This window comes from Planktotalea frisia, from assembly GCF_001890925.1.
Lineage (GTDB): Bacteria > Pseudomonadota > Alphaproteobacteria > Rhodobacterales > Rhodobacteraceae > Planktotalea > Planktotalea frisia.
Genome location: NZ_MLCB01000219.1, coordinates 1 through 14,771, shown reverse-complemented (window position 1 = coordinate 14,771; position 14,771 = coordinate 1). Strand labels below are relative to the sequence as shown.

Below are 14,771 nucleotides of genomic sequence, written 5' to 3'. Positions count from 1 at the left end.
TCTACGGTCAGACGTCAACCCGTCAAAAGTCGGGTGCTCGAGGACTCTGTGTATAGCGACCTCTGTCGACGTTATTCTGCCTGCCCTGTTGGAGCATACAGAGAATGTCTACTTTCGACAGTCTTGGATCAATTCTCTATCAACAATGCAGGTCGCAGAAATAATAGATCGAGCAGATGACAGTGCTGTGAGCCAAGTTGGACTAGAAAAACCTGCTGGAGCACTGGCGAAACCGATGAGTTTTTCGATAAAGGGAAATTTGGGAAAAATTGTTTGTAATGTGGATTGACGCTTAATGTTGGCTTCACCCCTCAGGCACCCAATTCACGATCTGCCACATCTTCATGGCTCCAGACTTGCGCTTTAATTCGCGGCCGTTCTGCCATGCGACCATGGTCGGGATGCCTTTGATGTTCATTTTGCTGGAAATCGTCGCGTGCTCTTGCGTGTTCATCTTCACCAGACGCGCTTTGCCCGATAACTCTGACGCGGCCTTGTTGAATTCTGGTCCCATCGCTTTGCACGGGCCGCACCACGGGGCCCAGAAATCTACGACCAAAGGGACGTCGTCGTTGGCGGCGGCTTTGGCGAGAATGGCTGGCGTGATCTCGATGGCTTTGCGCGGCATTAAGGGCGCAGCACAGGAGGCGCATTTCGGGTTGTCGCCGAGGCGGTCGAACGGCACGCGGTTGAGCTGTGCGCAATTCAAGCAGGTGAGTTTCTTGCCAGCCATGATGTGTGGTCCTTAGAAAAGTGCGAGCCAGATGCCTGCGAACATCAGCATGCCGCCGAGTGTGACCCACCCATGCCATATCGCGTAACGAAATGGTAAGGTTTTCCGCGCATAAAAGATCGTGCCGATGGCGTAGGCTGAGCTGCCGGCGAGGATAAGTTTGGGTGTTTCGGAGGGTACGTTTTTCAGATCGGGCAGGGCGAGCAGGCCAATTGCGCCGAGTGCAAGGTAGGAGGCAGTGGACCACTTTGATTTTATTTCAGGGTTTGTGATCTTGTTCCAGATCGCCACGAGTGCCAACGCCCAGCAAAGGGCGAGGATGATAAAGGTGCGCGTTGTGCCTGCTTGGACGAGCAACGGCGTGAAGGTGCCTGTGATGCTGGTGTAGATCGCAGCGTGGTCGATACGACGCAGGAACGTGCGTTTGGTGTGCCACGGCGCAAAGTGGTACGCCCAAGATGAAAGGTTCGAGACGAGGCCGCAGGCGACGTAAACGAGCGCGGCAAGGAGCAGCGATATGGAGAGTGTGCTGGTGGCTTTGAGGATAAGCAATGTACCCGCGATCAGTATAAAAGACAGACCAACGGTGTGTACTGCTATATCGGCGCGACGGTGTGAGCGGATTGGGCTGGGGTACATATAAATGCTTTTTGTTGTTTTGCCTGCTCGATACGCAGCTTGGTCACTTGTGTCGAGTGTGACGCCAAGTCGTGTGTTCAAAGGCACCCTCTCGGACCTATCCGAAAGGGTAGGTTCTGCTATCCTTTAGCGCTTTGTTGCTATGCCGTTGCTTGGAAGCATTGAGATCAGTGGCTTGATATAGAGGTCTTGGGAATAAGGCGGTCTCCAGGCCGTTTGCCCCACTCACGGGAAAACGCAGTGCCACTTTGTGCTGCGTCTTTTTCCTGCTTCTTAGGTGATGTGACGCGCACGTGCGCCGCGCTCGATTGCAGCAGCGTGCAGGCGATCGAGGTTTAGCTCGTAGCGGATTTCTTCGAGTATGCGCAGCTCACTTTCTTGGAGCGTACCATCGGCAGCCGCAACATCGCAAGAAAGCGCATAAGCAGTTTCGAAAAGCCGCTCTGGCAAGTTCTCGCGAATGAGACCGAAAAGGGCATCGAGACCATCGACCTGTTCGAATAAATCGAAGACGGTTTGCGCCATCGTGTTCATTCGGTCGATATCATAGGAGGCAAAAACAGGCAGGTTGTTCACGGCCGTTTGGATTTTCATGAGCTCGACGGTACGGATGTCTTCATCAGATGCAGAGACAGCGATCATCAGGGCGACCAAACAATCTTGAGGGCTAAGCGGGTGAGGCGCGGATTGGGTCACGGGTGGGCTCACTTTCGTTTGCAGGCACTGAACTGTGCAGTTGCAGAATATTGACGAAAACGCCCGCGTTCAATAGGGAGAGCGCATATGCCTGCCCATTGGGGCAGGTTTCTTTTTTGGAGACCTGATATGTCAGATGTGCGCGACGCTGCGATGAGCTCAAAAGCTTGGCCTTTTGAAGAGGCGCGCCGCATTTTGAAGCGGTACAAAAAAGAGGGGCCTGAGAAAGGCTATGTGCTGTTTGAGACGGGCTATGGCCCCTCGGGTTTGCCGCATATCGGCACATTTGGCGAAGTGTCTCGTACAAGCATGGTGATGCGTGCGTTTCAGGAAATCAGCGATTATCCGACGAAACTTGTGTGTTTTTCTGATGATTTGGACGGCATGCGCAAAGTTCCAAGCAATGTTCCGAATGCGGAGAGTTTGACAGAGCATTTGCAAAAGCCGCTGACGTCTGTGCCGGATCCGTTTGGAGAGTTTGAGAGTTTTGGCCATCATAACAACGCGATGTTGCGCCGTTTTCTGGATACTTTCGGTTTTGAATATGAATTTATCAGCGCGACTGAATTTTATGGCGAAGGTAAGTTTGACGAGGTGCTCAAGCGCGCAGTCGACAAATATGACGCAATTATGGAGGTGATGCTGGCATCGCTTCGCGAAGAGCGTCGTCAGACCTATTCGATTTTCTTGCCGTTTCACCCTGAGACGGGGCGCGTTTTGTATGTGCCGATGAAGTCGATAAACCGCGATGACTATACGATCACCTTTGATGATGAAGAGGGGCGTGAGTGGACCGTGCCCGTGACTGGCGGCAATGTGAAATTGCAGTGGAAGCCGGATTTCGGCGCTCGTTGGGCCGCGCTTGGTGTGGATTTTGAGATGTATGGCAAGGATCATTCCACCAATACGCCTATCTATGACAAGATTTGCCGTATCCTTGGTATGCCCGCGCCAGAGCATTTCACCTATGAATTGTTTCTCGATGAGAGCGGGCAGAAGATTTCCAAGACATCCGGTAACGGCGTGTCGATTGATCAGTGGTTGACCTATGCGTCATCCGAAAGCCTGTCGTACTTCATGTATCAAAAGCCAAAGACGGCAAAACGGATGCATTTTGATGTGATCCCGAAAGCGGTTGACGAGTATCACCAGCAATTGCGCGCCTACGTCGATCAAGACACGAAAGCGCGGTTGAACAATCCGGTTTGGCATATTCACGGCGGTGACGTGCCCGAGAGCAAGATGGTGGTGCCGTTCTCGATGCTGTTGAACCTTGCGTCTGTTTCAGGGGCTGAAGACAAAGACCAGCTTTGGGGCTTTATCCAGCGCTATGCGCCTGATGCGAGTGCTGCGAAGAACCCTGATATGGATCAAGCCGCCGGATTTGCCGTGCGATATTACAATGATTTCGTGAAGCCCGCGAAAGTGTTCCGCGCAGCCACTGACCTAGAGCGTGAAGCGTTGATCGAATTGCGTGATGGTTTGAAGGTTTGGTATAAAGGTTTGGACGCAGAAGAGTTGCAAAGCCTTGTTTTCGCGTGTGGGCGCGAGCGGTTTGACCCTCTTCGCGGATGGTTCACAGCGCTATATGAAGTGTTACTTGGCGCAAGCCAAGGCCCACGTTTTGGCGGGTTTATTGCGCTTTATGGCGTGGAAGAAACTATCGCGTTGATTGATCGCGCTCTTGCGGGCGAGCTCGTCTGATTTGACTTGATATATGTATGGCTTAGTTTTCGTCTCATACTAGGAGGGGAAACTAAGCCATGTTTATTCGATTTATCGCGACTTTGACGCTGCTCTTAACGCTGAGTTTTAGTGGTGTTGCAAACGCGCAAGATAGTGCCAAACCGCAAATTACAGGCACGATCCAAAACCAATTTGATGCGTTCTCGACCGATGATTTCGAGAAGGCCTTCACTTACGCGAGCCCGTTCATAAAGCAGTTGTTTGGGACACATCAAAACTTTGGCGTGATGGTGTCACGCAGTTATCCGATGGTGCACCGTGCAGAGGACGTTCGATTTTTGGAGCTGAGAACAATTGCTGGATCGCTTTACCAAAAAGTACAGGTGCGCGATGCCAATGGGCAAATTCATTTTCTGGACTATCAAATGATTCAAGGTGAAAATGGATGGAAAATCAACGGTGTACAGTTGGTAAAAGCCTCTGGATTGTCCGCTTAGACAAGTACGCTCATGGCAGATATGGAGGGCACCGTTACGGTGCTCTCATCAGTCTTTAAGCCTTTGTTATCACTCTTACGCTTTCGCTAGAGCCGCGTTTACGCGCGCTTGCGATTGGAAACGGGCGCCTTTTTGAGCTGCCCTCGCGCAAGAGGAAGATATTATGAACAAGGCGATTACAGACGGCGTGGTGCTTCAACCGCCGAGTTTCTCTCAAGGTCTGAACGTTTGGGCGCGCGGTGATGGAACGGCTGGCTCTAATACTTATCAGGGTACGGCGACGGCGGCATATGTGCCGGCAGATCTTGATTTCAGCGGCTGTCTCGAAATTCAAAAGACCGACGCGACGCAAAAGCTCCGTTATATGGGAGAGACACCGCTTTTGCCTGGATGTTACTTGCGCATCACAGCGAAAATCAAAGCGATGAGTGGGCCGTTGCCTACCGTGCGCATTGCGGGTTGGGCCGGAGGGTCGGGTGGCACGCATGTGAGTGGGCTGAATGAGACAGGTAATTCCGTTAGCCTGAGCGCTTACGGCGAAATTGTAGAAGTGAGCGCAATTGTAGGATCGGGTCAACGCACGGGTGTCGACATGGTTTGGGGGCGTGCGCCGCTTTTTGGTCATTTCGGCCTTGATCTGACGGGTCCCAACGGTGGCGTTGTGCGAATTGATGATATCGAGATCGAAGACATCACAAGCGCATTCCACCGTGACATGATTAGCGTTGTCGATGTGCGGGACTATGGTGCGGTCGGCGATGGGGTCACGGACGATCATGGCGCGTTTGTCGCGGCGGATCAGGCGGCGGACGGGCGTAAGATCTTTGTTCCGTCAGGAACCTTCCGGATTGGTTCATCGCTTACTCTAAACGAACGGATTGAGTTCGAGGGCAAACTGAGTATGGACGCGGGCGATATTTTGTCGCTTGTGAAAGATTACGATCTACCGAAGTACATTGATGCTTTTGGTGGCGACGAAGAGTTGGCGTTTCGCAAGGCGTTCCAAGCGCTGTTGAACAATGTCGATCACGAGACCCTTGATCTTGGGGGGCGGCGTGTGACGATCAGTGAACCGCTTGATCTGCAAGCCATTGAAGGATCGCGCACAAGTTTTGCGCAGCGACGCGTTATTCGCAATGGCCAGCTTTATGTCGCAGATGGCGCGGCTTGGGATGTGGATGTTACGACATCGGCTGCGACCTACAGCACGTCGAGTGATGATCGTCTCACGTCGGTCACCAATGTTGCGAATATTAAAGTCGGCTCACTGGTGCAAGGCACCGGTGTTGGGCGCGAAGTTTATGTGCGCGAAGTGAATGTGGGCGCGGCAGAGGTGCGTTTGTCTGGCCCGCTATACGATGCTGTTGGACGTCAAACATTTGGGTTTCAGCGGTTCAAATATGTGCTCGATTTTTCAGGGTTTGATTTGTTCAGCCAGTTGGTGCTGCTTGATCTTGAGATCCTATGCCGCGGCTTTGCATCTGGCATTATGATGCCGCGATCTGGCGTGGCGAATACGATAAAGAATTGCTTCATCACGCGCCCCAAAGACCGTGCGCTCACATCGATCGGAAGTGGCTGTCAGGGCATGTTTATTGAGGGATGTCAGTTCATTACCAATGAAGGTGGGGCGAACGCACAGACCCGCACAAGCATTGCCATGAATGCAAACGCCAATGATTTGAAAATCCGCAACAACCGCGCGAGCCAGTTTCGACATTTCGCCATTTTAGGCGGGCAGAACTACGTTATCTCGGGCAATCACGTGTTCCAAGGCGACAGTAACCGTGATGGGGCGCGCCTTGCAGGTTTTGTGTTTACGCGAACCAATGTGAACCACACGTTCACGGCGAATTACGTCGATAATTGCCATGTGGAATGGACGAATGAAGCGACCGCTTCACCTGATAACTCTGGTGGTTTTTCATTCAGCGCGCTGTCGATCACAAACAACGTGTTTTTATGTAGTGATGTGGCACCTTGGTTTTCTTTCGTTGTGATCAAACCCTATGGGACGGGTCACACGCTGCGTGGATTTACGATGACGGGAAATATGTTCCGCTCGACCAAGGGAACGATTGACCGGGTAGAGCGTATCAACGCGACCTTTGCGACGCTCAATCTTGCCGCTGTGCGTGATGTTTTGGTGAACGGCAACATGTTTTTGAATGTCGTCACGGGCAGCGAAAACCCGATCACTTTGGATCATACGCAAAGCAATCATGCATCGACTTGGTTCGTACCGTTTGCAGGTCGCTTCCCGTTTGGAGGGCGCGCGCAAAGGGTGTCGTGTGTGATGAACCGAAGCAAAATCAAGTCAGTGGCGAATGTGAATCAGTTCACCGCGCCTTGGGTCACGCCTGAAAGGGGAACCAATGGCGATGTGGTTGAGGTCGCATGGGAGAAAGAAGTGTCCGGCACGGTCACCATCACAGCGCGTATGGATGACTAGAGTGTTACTTAAAACTCTTGCCAGATCCCAAGTTTCAACGTGGGGTCTGGCGCGTTGTGCAGATCAATGTTCACACCAATTTCGATATGACGCCCGTGCCCGATGTCATGAGCGTATGACGGGGAAAATTTGGCAGTTTTTCTGCCGTCAAAGCTTTGGAAACCAGAGATCTGTGCCATAAGTTTTCCGCGCTTGAGGGATACACCATAGGTCGCATCGACGGTGAGGCTTATGTTGCGCAAGGTGGAGTGGTGCAGTGCATGGGCGTCAATCGTGATCCAGCTGTTATGCTCGAAACTCGTGAAACCTGTCCCGTATGATGCGCCAAAGCGCAACACATCCAAGGCTTGAAACGTGCCGCCCCCAATATCAAAGGCAAGCTGATGTTTGGTGGATGATGGCGTTACCGTGTAGCGCAAAAAGGCGATGGTTTTTAGCCTGTCTTGGCGCGTCGCATCTGGGCTTCCTACATCCAGTCCAAGGGTAAAGCGCGCACCAAGCCCGTGCTCCACATAGGCACTCCCATAAATATCGGGCAGCTCAATCGCGCGCTGTTCGGGCCAAATTGCGCTTGCAGAGAGCGCAAGAAACGTTTTGCCCTTTTCGCGCGGCCAAGACCCTGCGTCGACGCAAATTGGCGCAAGGCCAAGCACGAGCATCAGCATCGCAAGCAGAGGTCTGTTCATATTCCTTAACATCACCCGCCAAATTGGCGCGAGAGAGTGAAGAAAGAGTTAAGGCGCGGGCGCGCTGCTGGTCATAGCGACATTCGCGTTGTATGAGGTCTCCCAAGAAGAGGGCAGTGCATGAGCGATTTGGCAGAACTTGAACGGCTGATTAGAGCAGATAGCGCAGAGCGCGGGCAAGCGGTAAGCAAGCTTGGCTATTTCTGTGCACCTTTTCGTCCAAGCGCTGGTCCGTTAAGTGACAAGGTTATCAAAGTCTATCGTGGCTTGCGCAACGTGGCCGAGCTTGAGCGCCTTGCGCAATGTCATGACGACTATGTCGCGGCGCTGGCGCTGACGGGTGTTGATTTACCCGAGACCGCGTTTCATTTGCTCCAGATTGATGGCGCGCGTATCCCTGTGATCGTACAAGACGCTCTTCCGAGCGATAGCATGATGCGCCCGCAGATCATCGCGGCTGATCTTGATGGCGCAGTTGAGATGATGGAAGCCGCAGGTCAGGTCATCGCGACCTTCTGGAACAACGCAGACAAGGTTGACGGACGGGTCGGATTTCATCCCTCCATTCGCAACTTTGCCTATCTTGATGGGAAAGCGCTGTTCTTTGATACGTTTCCACCGCTCATCCACTATAGCCGCGACGAGATGGGGAAAATGTTGCTCACCTTCTCTGACAAACGTTTGATGCGCTGGGTTGGTCCGTTCTTGCAAAAGAAAGTGACTGGCATCCAGGACGAGTGGTATTCTGCGCCAGAAACGCTGGTTGGCCTTGTTGGCAGTGCGTGTCGTTTGCGCCCTGATGATAGTGATAGGTTCCTCGAGTGGGGACAGGATTTCGCACGTCGAGCCATGCCGCGCTGGGCGGAAGAGGCGATACCAGAAATGAAAGCCCCGCCCAAGTTGCCGGCCTATTGGACAGGGTTTCGTAAAGTGTTGGGTCTGCAAGGAGAACCGAATGTATAGAGTATTTATGTTAACGATCGCTGGATTGATCCTGACAGGATGTGGCGTGCCATTGGTGCCGCTGGTATGAGGGGCGTTGTTATATGCGCGCTCGCGCTGGCTTTGACGGGTTGTATGCCCACGAAAGACGCGCCAAACGAAGCACAAGCGGGGCCAGGCACCTGTTCAAAAGCCGAGTTTGCATCATTGGTTGGCACACCGATCAACAGCGCAGAACTGCTTTTGACACAGACCTACCGCGTGATTTTCCCGGATAGTGTTGTGACAACCGATTTCATCGAAGATCGTCTGGAAGTCATCGTTGATGCCAATGGTATCGTGACGGAACTGCGCTGCGGCTAATCGCGTTTATGACAGGGCTACATGAGGTTTACAGCTTTTGAACTTTTCAACAGGTTTAAAGGCACCTTCAAGCGTGATGTCACGGATCGTCTCTCCGAGCATGGCTTGAGCGGTTTGATTGATCTGTAGCCCTGTCAGAACATTGCCAAAACCTGTGTCGGCGACTGAGAGTGTCGTGCCATTAATCTGGTGTCGGGTTGTTTGAATGAACGGCCCGTTGGGCGCAAAGCGGATCGCGAAAATATCAGCACTTGCCCAACCATCAGGATGGGTCAGATGAAGCGTGTAAATTGTACCATCGTATGTAAGCTTCAGCGCTGTCTGCGACCCTGCATCAGTGACCGTGCAAATCGGTTCCGTTGAAAACTCCCAGGCATGCGCATCCGTGGTGGGTCCAAAACCGGCTGTGACAAAGGCCAAGGCTACAAGCGCGCGCATATTATTAACGCTTCCGGCGCGGTTTCACGCCACCGCGCTGGCCTGGACGACCGGCGGTTGAGCGACCTGACAGCTTTTGCGCATCACTGACCGCTTCTTCGATCACAGATTGACGCGCCATAGGATCAGCACCAATCGCAAGATCGACGGTTTCCAAGCGCTTCACTTCATCGCGCAAACGAGCAGCCTCTTCAAATTCGAGGTTCTCAGCGGCTTTACGCATGTCTGTGCGCAACCCGTCCAAGACAGTCTGCAGGTTCGCACCTGCGAGGGGTTTGTCGACCTTGGCGGTGACGCGGTTCATGTCCACATCGCCCTTGTAAAGCCCCGCCAAAATGTCCTCGACGTTCTTCTTCACGGTCGCTGGGGTGATGTTGTGCTCTATGTTGTAAGATTCTTGTTTGGCGCGGCGGCGATCTGTTTCGCCCAAGGCGCGCTCCATTGACCCTGTGATGCGATCAGCATACATGATCACGCGTCCCTCTGCGTTACGCGCGGCGCGGCCAATGGTCTGGATCAATGAAGTTTCAGAGCGCAAAAAACCCTCTTTATCAGCGTCAAGAATGGCGACTAAGCCACACTCGGGAATGTCTAAACCTTCGCGCAAAAGGTTAATGCCGATGAGGACATCAAAGGCCCCAAGGCGCAGGTCACGCAGGATTTCGATGCGCTCGATCGTGTCGATATCACTGTGCATGTAGCGCACTTTGATGCCTTGCTCGTGCATATATTCCGTAAGATCTTCGGACATGCGTTTGGTCAAAGTTGTGACAAGCGTGCGAAAACCATCTTTGGTGACGCGGCGCACTTCATCAAGCAAGTCATCCACCTGAGTCTCAACAGGACGGATTTCCACCATCGGATCAAGCAGGCCGGTAGGGCGAATGATCTGCTCTGTGAAAACGCCACCCGTTTGCTCCATCTCCCACTTTGACGGGGTTGCGGAAACAAAGACAGACTGCGGTCGCATCGCATCCCATTCTTCAAATTTGAGCGGGCGGTTGTCCATGCAAGAGGGTAGGCGGAAACCATGTTCAGCGAGCGTCATCTTGCGACGGAAGTCGCCCTTATACATGCCACCAATTTGAGGCACAGAGACGTGGCTCTCATCCGCGAATACGATCGCATGGTCGGGGATAAATTCGAATAGTGTGGGGGGCGGTTCGCCCGGTGCACGACCCGTGAGATAGCGCGAATAGTTCTCGATGCCGTTGCACACACCCGTCGCCTCGAGCATCTCGATGTCGAAATTTGTGCGTTGCTCAAGACGTTGTGCTTCGAGCAATTTACCCTCTGACACCAACTGATCAAGCCGCATGCGCAGCTCTTTTTTGATCTTGCCGATCGCTTGGTTCATCGTCGGTTTTGGGGTCACATAGTGCGAGTTTGCATAGACGCGAACGCGTTCTTTCGTGTCTTTCTTTTCACCTGTAAGCGGGTCAAATTCCACAATGCTTTCAAGCTCTTCTCCAAAGAAGGACAGGCGCCATGCGCGGTCCTCTAAGTGAGCCGGAAAGATTTCCAGACTGTCGCCGCGCACGCGAAACGAGCCACGCGCAAAGGCGGTATCATTGCGTTTGTATTGCTGCGCGACCAAGTCTTGCATGACACCGCGTTGATCGTACTCTTTGCCGACCTCCAAATCCTGTGTCATCGCGCCGTAGGTCTCGACCGAACCGATACCATAGATGCACGAGACGGAGGCGATGATGATCACGTCATCACGCTCAAGCAGCGCGCGCGTCGCAGAGTGGCGCATACGGTCGATCTGTTCGTTGATCTGGCTTTCTTTTTCGATGAAAGTGTCAGAACGGGCGACGTAAGCTTCGGGCTGATAGTAGTCATAAAAGCTGACGAAATACTCGACGGCGTTGTTTGGAAAGAAGCCTTTGAACTCGCCATAAAGCTGTGCTGCGAGGGTTTTGTTAGGGGCGAGAATGATCGCAGGGCGTTGCGTCTGCTCGATCATTTTCGCCATTGTAAAGGTTTTGCCCGTTCCCGTGGCACCTAACAGAACCTGATCGCGTTCGCCGCTGTCGATCCCTTCGCACAGTTCTTTGATTGCGGTCGGTTGATCACCCGCTGGTTCGAACTCTGTTTCGAGCTGAAAAGCAATGCCGCCTTCAAGTTTCGCGCGTTCGCGCACGTCGCCTTTGGGCGCATTCGCAAGAGCGACAGAACCTTCATTGTTCACAAAAGACATGGGCGACTCACTTTTAGGGGTTAACGCTAAAATTGATCACTTTTTGTTCACATTCAAGGGCAGGGCCGTCACTTATCTCGTGACGGGTCAATCTCCGATGAAGGATAAAATCACGTTGCCCTCATCGCCTTGCAACAAAGCTTCGCCTGCAATCTCATCTGGAATGATGCGACCCGTACTATCACGCGCCGCGCCGTAAAAATGCCCTTCAACCTGCGCGGTGGTGTTCGCACCTGTCAACTGTACAACGCTATTGTCGCTCACCAGCTGCATATTTGTGCCGAAATAAGCGGTTCCGTCAATTTCGAGGCCGCGCATGTCAATCCGGTCAAACTCAGGGTTCGCGACGTCTGCGCGCGTGAACGGGTTTTGCGCGGTGCTGACAGTGACGACACTATCTACCGTGCCGCCCGCAAAATCGACGCGGGCATCATAGGTGCCAAGCCCGCCGAATCCGGTGCCTGCTTGATTGGTGTAGGCGTAAACCGCGTCACCTGTGTAGCGGGCCGTGCCAGTCATGGGCATGTCTTCGATCCTCGTCGCCACACCGATTGCGCCGACTGCCGAATAGGCTTGCCCATCGACGCTATACTGCATCGAATAAAGCGACGCGTGATCATAACGCCCGCCCGGATTAACCAATCGTAAAACGACACCTTCGTTTTCAGCTTCACCGTTCGCGTTAAAACCATCGTTGTCGGCAAATTTGAAGAGCCCGTCATCCACGACCAGCTTTCCGCCACCATGGCGCAAACGTCCTGTCACACCGCGCACCTGTGCTGCGTTCTGGCGCGCTGTGACGACACTGCCGCTGAGAGGGCTCAGACTGGTGGCATCACTGCCGAACAAGGGTTCGTAGTTTGGGATCGAAATCGGCGGTTGCTCTGGCTCCATAGCGCCTTCCTCAGAAGAGCCACACGCGCTTAGGCACAACACAAAGGGTAGGGCGATATATAATCGAAACACACTTACTCTCCTGAGCACATGCTCCGCATACGCCAAAATAGGGTTAATCTCAATTGCGCAGCTGTCACATCAGTGTTTCCAAAAATGGCTTTGCCTGAATGCTGGCTTTGAACACTCGGTGATAGTGGGCAGAATTGTTCCTTTGCAGGCGGATGGCCCTCTTGCGAAAATCCCTCTAATCCGTGATATAGGCGCAGAACCATTGGATCATTTTCGGAACAAAGTCATGCGCGCACGTATCTATCAACCTTCCAAAACGGCCATGTCCTCTGGCACTGCCAAGACGCACATTTGGGTTCTTGAGCACGCACCAGCAAATGCGCGCGCTGTTGATCCGCTTATGGGGTGGACGTCTTCAGATGATACGCAAGCACAGGTGAAGCTGCGCTTTGATAGCAAAGAGGCAGCGATTGCCTATGCCGAAGCAAATGGCATTGATGCCGTTGTGCGTAAACCGAACAAGCGTAAAGCGAACATTCGCGCAGGCGGGTATTCCGAAAACTTCGCCACAAACCGCCGCGGGGCTTGGACACACTAGAGTTGTCCAAATCGCGGCAAAGATCTTTGCGCTGTCATTCATGACTATCGTTTCGGCCCATATTGGCAAAACGCGCCACAAATAACGCGTCATTTAACTTTCAAATGAACCAGAGCACGGCTTTTTGGAGCCGCTTAGATCATGCCCAACACAGCAGGAGCATACCTCGATGAACATCACCCACCTTGTCACACATTCGGGCGGTTTTCACGCGGATGAGCTGTTGTCCTCAGTCATTCTCACGCGCTTGTTCCCTAACGCTGAATTACTGCGCACGCGGGACAAAACATGGATCAAGCCCGCAGAAGGCCGCATCATTTATGATGTTGGTGGTGTGTTTGAAGCGGATGCACAGATTTTTGATCATCACCAACGCCCCAATCCGCTGCGTGAAGACGGCCAACCCTACAGTTCCTTTGGTCTGGTTTGGGCGCACTATGGCCATGACTATCTACGCGCGATGGGCGTGCCCGAGAAAGACATGGCGTCAATTCACGCGTCATTTGATCGTGGTTTTGTGTTGCCTGTTGATCTGGTCGACAATGGAGCAGTGAACACATCTGATGCAGGTCCGATATTTTCAGGGATGACTTTGCCTGTCTTGTTGGAAAGCTTAAAGACGGTCTTTGATGATCGTGCCGAGGGCGCGGATGATCGCGCCTTCCTAGCAGCATTGCCTGTGGCGCGCGCCTTTGTCGAAGCGCAGATCAAGCGCAAAGCTGCAAAATTTCGCGCCGAAGACATGGTCTTAACTGCGATAAAAGCGGCTGGCGATGGCTGCGTGCTGGAATTGCCGATGGGCATGCCATTCCGTGGGGCTGTGGAAAAAGCGGGTGCAGATCATTTGTTGTTCGTGATCCACCCACGGGGGGAGGATTGGTCCCTCACGACCATTCGCATTGGTGATGATACATTCGACAACCGCGCTGACCTGCCTGCGGCTTGGGCGGGATTGAGCGATGACGCTCTGAAAGCAGCTAGCGGAGTCACCGGCGCTAAATTTTGTCACAACGGGCGATTTATTGCGGTTGCTTCATCCTACGATGCCGTTCGCAAAATGGCTGATATCGCGGTGGCGCAAGTGCTCTAAGTCAACACAACGCGGTATTAATCGGTTTTGATTTAGGTGTGACTTTCAAGCTAACGGCGATCTGGGGCGCAATAAATCAAAGTGCGGGTTAGTGTGGCTAGGCTCATTCACCTGAGAAACACCCAACAGGTCGCTTAAACGTCAACAACTCCCAAAACGACGAAAGGCCTCCCGAAGGAGGCCTTGCCGTATCAGCTGGGTGGGCTGATCCAAATTGGAGCGGGCGAGGCGATTCGAACGCCCGACCCTAACCTTGGCAAGGTTATGCTCTACCCCTGAGCTACGCCCGCACCGTTTGGTAGGGGGTATTTAGGCTTGTGGCCGGATGCCCGCAAGAGGAAAAATCACTCTATCGGAACTTTTTTCTGCGATGGCAAATATTGCCTTAAAAAGCGCTGTGTAACAAAAGGCCAACTGCGCTGAGCAGGATCATACTAAGTGTCAAAACCATCCCAAAGACACGTCCGTTCATGACTGGCGGTGACGCCGAAAATCCCCAAGCATGCAGCGCGCGACCACTCAACAACATCAGACCCAACAAGTGCACCGCGACATTTGGTGCCCCAGACATTTCAACCAGCGCCAACAGCAACACGCCAAACGGCGCATACTCGGCACAATTCCCTTGTGCACGCATGCGTTTGAGCAAGCTGTTGTCCCCATGGTCGCCCATCGAAATCTTGTTGCCGCGTCGATACACGATCACACGGGCACTAAGCCATAAAAACAGCAACGCCAGTAAACCGGCATAAAGGGATGTAATTTCAAGCATATTGGTTCCTATACCGCTGCTACCCCAAAACCCGAATTTTTTCATGGGTTATGACGCGGAAATTGTCTGA

15 protein-coding genes and 1 tRNA gene are annotated in these 14,771 nt (G+C 52.9%); 7 read left to right on the top strand and 9 right to left on the bottom strand.

The window, feature by feature from the left end:
- Positions 1 to 304: 304 nt before the first annotated feature.
- The 3 genes from trxC to PFRI_RS20115 all read right to left on the bottom strand — a co-directional run bounded on the left by trxC (position 305) and on the right by PFRI_RS20115 (position 2,068).
- Positions 305 to 733, bottom strand: coding sequence for a thioredoxin TrxC (gene trxC / locus PFRI_RS20125; protein WP_072632484.1), 429 nt, complete (start codon positions 731 to 733; stop codon positions 305 to 307).
- 12 nt (positions 734 to 745) lie between these two features.
- Complete coding sequence (gene trhA, locus PFRI_RS20120; RefSeq protein ID WP_342742271.1) at positions 746 to 1,453, bottom strand: PAQR family membrane homeostasis protein TrhA; 708 nt, start codon at positions 1,451 to 1,453, stop codon at positions 746 to 748.
- Between the two features lie 192 nt (positions 1,454 to 1,645).
- On the bottom strand, positions 1,646 to 2,068 hold the full coding sequence (locus PFRI_RS20115) for a tellurite resistance TerB family protein (RefSeq protein ID WP_072632483.1): 423 nt from the start codon (positions 2,066 to 2,068) through the stop codon (positions 1,646 to 1,648).
- A 129-nt stretch (positions 2,069 to 2,197) separates the two neighbouring features.
- On the opposite strand from PFRI_RS20115, the gene PFRI_RS20110 reads away from it, so the two are divergent.
- The 3 genes from PFRI_RS20110 (at position 2,198) to PFRI_RS20100 (ending at position 6,703) form a co-directional block, all read left to right on the top strand.
- Positions 2,198 to 3,772 carry a lysine--tRNA ligase gene (locus PFRI_RS20110; protein WP_072632487.1) on the top strand — a complete coding sequence of 525 codons (1,575 nt, stop codon included), beginning with the start codon at positions 2,198 to 2,200 and terminating at the stop codon, positions 3,770 to 3,772.
- 59 nt (positions 3,773 to 3,831) lie between these two features.
- Positions 3,832 to 4,251: a DUF4864 domain-containing protein gene (locus PFRI_RS20105; RefSeq protein ID WP_072632482.1), complete on the top strand. Its 420-nt coding sequence runs from the start codon at positions 3,832 to 3,834 to the stop codon at positions 4,249 to 4,251.
- A gap of 163 nt (positions 4,252 to 4,414) precedes the next feature.
- Entirely contained in the window at positions 4,415 to 6,703 is a 2,289-nt protein-coding gene (locus tag PFRI_RS20100; RefSeq protein ID WP_072632481.1) for a glycosyl hydrolase family 28-related protein, read from the top strand.
- Positions 6,704 to 6,711: 8 nt separating this feature from the next.
- Here the strand turns inward: PFRI_RS20100 and PFRI_RS20095 are convergent, their stop codons facing one another.
- A complete protein-coding gene (locus PFRI_RS20095; protein ID WP_072632480.1) occupies positions 6,712 to 7,389 on the bottom strand; it encodes a hypothetical protein in 678 nt (225 codons plus the stop codon).
- A gap of 120 nt (positions 7,390 to 7,509) precedes the next feature.
- Here PFRI_RS20095 and PFRI_RS20090 point away from each other — a divergent pair, with 120 nt between their 5' ends.
- Positions 7,510 to 8,352, top strand: a complete 843-nt coding sequence (locus PFRI_RS20090) for a DUF6206 family protein (RefSeq protein ID WP_072632479.1) — start codon at positions 7,510 to 7,512, stop codon at positions 8,350 to 8,352.
- 114 nt (positions 8,353 to 8,466) lie between these two features.
- Complete coding sequence (locus tag PFRI_RS20085) at positions 8,467 to 8,694, top strand: I78 family peptidase inhibitor (RefSeq protein WP_170124887.1); 228 nt, start codon at positions 8,467 to 8,469, stop codon at positions 8,692 to 8,694.
- 6 nt (positions 8,695 to 8,700) lie between these two features.
- Here PFRI_RS20085 and PFRI_RS20080 read toward each other — a convergent pair whose 3' ends face one another.
- The 3 genes from PFRI_RS20080 to PFRI_RS20070 form a co-directional block, all read right to left on the bottom strand.
- On the bottom strand, positions 8,701 to 9,132 hold the full coding sequence (locus PFRI_RS20080; RefSeq protein WP_072632478.1) for a hypothetical protein: 432 nt from the start codon (positions 9,130 to 9,132) through the stop codon (positions 8,701 to 8,703).
- 4 nt (positions 9,133 to 9,136) lie between these two features.
- The gene (uvrB, locus tag PFRI_RS20075) at positions 9,137 to 11,335 is read right to left on the bottom strand and encodes an excinuclease ABC subunit UvrB (RefSeq protein WP_072632477.1); all 2,199 of its coding nucleotides are present in this window, start codon (positions 11,333 to 11,335) and stop codon (positions 9,137 to 9,139) included.
- A gap of 87 nt (positions 11,336 to 11,422) precedes the next feature.
- A complete protein-coding gene (locus tag PFRI_RS20070) occupies positions 11,423 to 12,301 on the bottom strand; it encodes a transferrin-binding protein-like solute binding protein (RefSeq protein WP_139292158.1) in 879 nt (292 codons plus the stop codon).
- Between the two features lie 226 nt (positions 12,302 to 12,527).
- Between PFRI_RS20070 and PFRI_RS20065 the strand changes: the two genes are divergently transcribed.
- Both PFRI_RS20065 and PFRI_RS20060 read left to right on the top strand, forming a co-directional pair.
- A complete protein-coding gene (locus tag PFRI_RS20065) occupies positions 12,528 to 12,839 on the top strand; it encodes an ETC complex I subunit (protein WP_072632485.1) in 312 nt (103 codons plus the stop codon).
- Between the two features lie 169 nt (positions 12,840 to 13,008).
- Positions 13,009 to 13,929: an MYG1 family protein gene (locus tag PFRI_RS20060; RefSeq protein ID WP_072632475.1), complete on the top strand. Its 921-nt coding sequence runs from the start codon at positions 13,009 to 13,011 to the stop codon at positions 13,927 to 13,929.
- Positions 13,930 to 14,144: 215 nt separating this feature from the next.
- Here PFRI_RS20060 and PFRI_RS20055 read toward each other — a convergent pair.
- A tRNA-Gly gene (locus PFRI_RS20055) sits at positions 14,145 to 14,219 on the bottom strand.
- Positions 14,220 to 14,314: 95 nt separating this feature from the next.
- On the bottom strand, positions 14,315 to 14,701 hold the full coding sequence (locus PFRI_RS20050; protein ID WP_072632474.1) for an MAPEG family protein: 387 nt from the start codon (positions 14,699 to 14,701) through the stop codon (positions 14,315 to 14,317).
- Positions 14,702 to 14,771: the final 70 nt, after the last annotated feature.

What these genes read in the sequence shown, in the direction of transcription:
- trxC (WP_072632484.1), bottom strand. Translation starts at nt 733, where the DNA reads ATGGCTGGCAAGAAACTCACCTGCTTGAATTGCGCACAGCTCAACCGC.
- PFRI_RS20110 (WP_072632487.1), top strand. Translation starts at nt 2,198, where the DNA reads ATGTCAGATGTGCGCGACGCTGCGATGAGCTCAAAAGCTTGGCCTTTT.
- PFRI_RS20105 (WP_072632482.1), top strand. Translation starts at nt 3,832, where the DNA reads ATGTTTATTCGATTTATCGCGACTTTGACGCTGCTCTTAACGCTGAGT.
- PFRI_RS20100 (WP_072632481.1), top strand. Translation starts at nt 4,415, where the DNA reads ATGAACAAGGCGATTACAGACGGCGTGGTGCTTCAACCGCCGAGTTTC.
- PFRI_RS20095 (WP_072632480.1), bottom strand. Translation starts at nt 7,389, where the DNA reads ATGAACAGACCTCTGCTTGCGATGCTGATGCTCGTGCTTGGCCTTGCG.
- PFRI_RS20090 (WP_072632479.1), top strand. Translation starts at nt 7,510, where the DNA reads ATGAGCGATTTGGCAGAACTTGAACGGCTGATTAGAGCAGATAGCGCA.
- PFRI_RS20085 (WP_170124887.1), top strand. Translation starts at nt 8,467, where the DNA reads ATGCCCACGAAAGACGCGCCAAACGAAGCACAAGCGGGGCCAGGCACC.
- PFRI_RS20080 (WP_072632478.1), bottom strand. Translation starts at nt 9,132, where the DNA reads ATGCGCGCGCTTGTAGCCTTGGCCTTTGTCACAGCCGGTTTTGGACCC.
- uvrB (WP_072632477.1), bottom strand. Translation starts at nt 11,335, where the DNA reads ATGTCTTTTGTGAACAATGAAGGTTCTGTCGCTCTTGCGAATGCGCCC.
- PFRI_RS20065 (WP_072632485.1), top strand. Translation starts at nt 12,528, where the DNA reads ATGCGCGCACGTATCTATCAACCTTCCAAAACGGCCATGTCCTCTGGC.
- PFRI_RS20060 (WP_072632475.1), top strand. Translation starts at nt 13,009, where the DNA reads ATGAACATCACCCACCTTGTCACACATTCGGGCGGTTTTCACGCGGAT.
- PFRI_RS20050 (WP_072632474.1), bottom strand. Translation starts at nt 14,701, where the DNA reads ATGCTTGAAATTACATCCCTTTATGCCGGTTTACTGGCGTTGCTGTTT.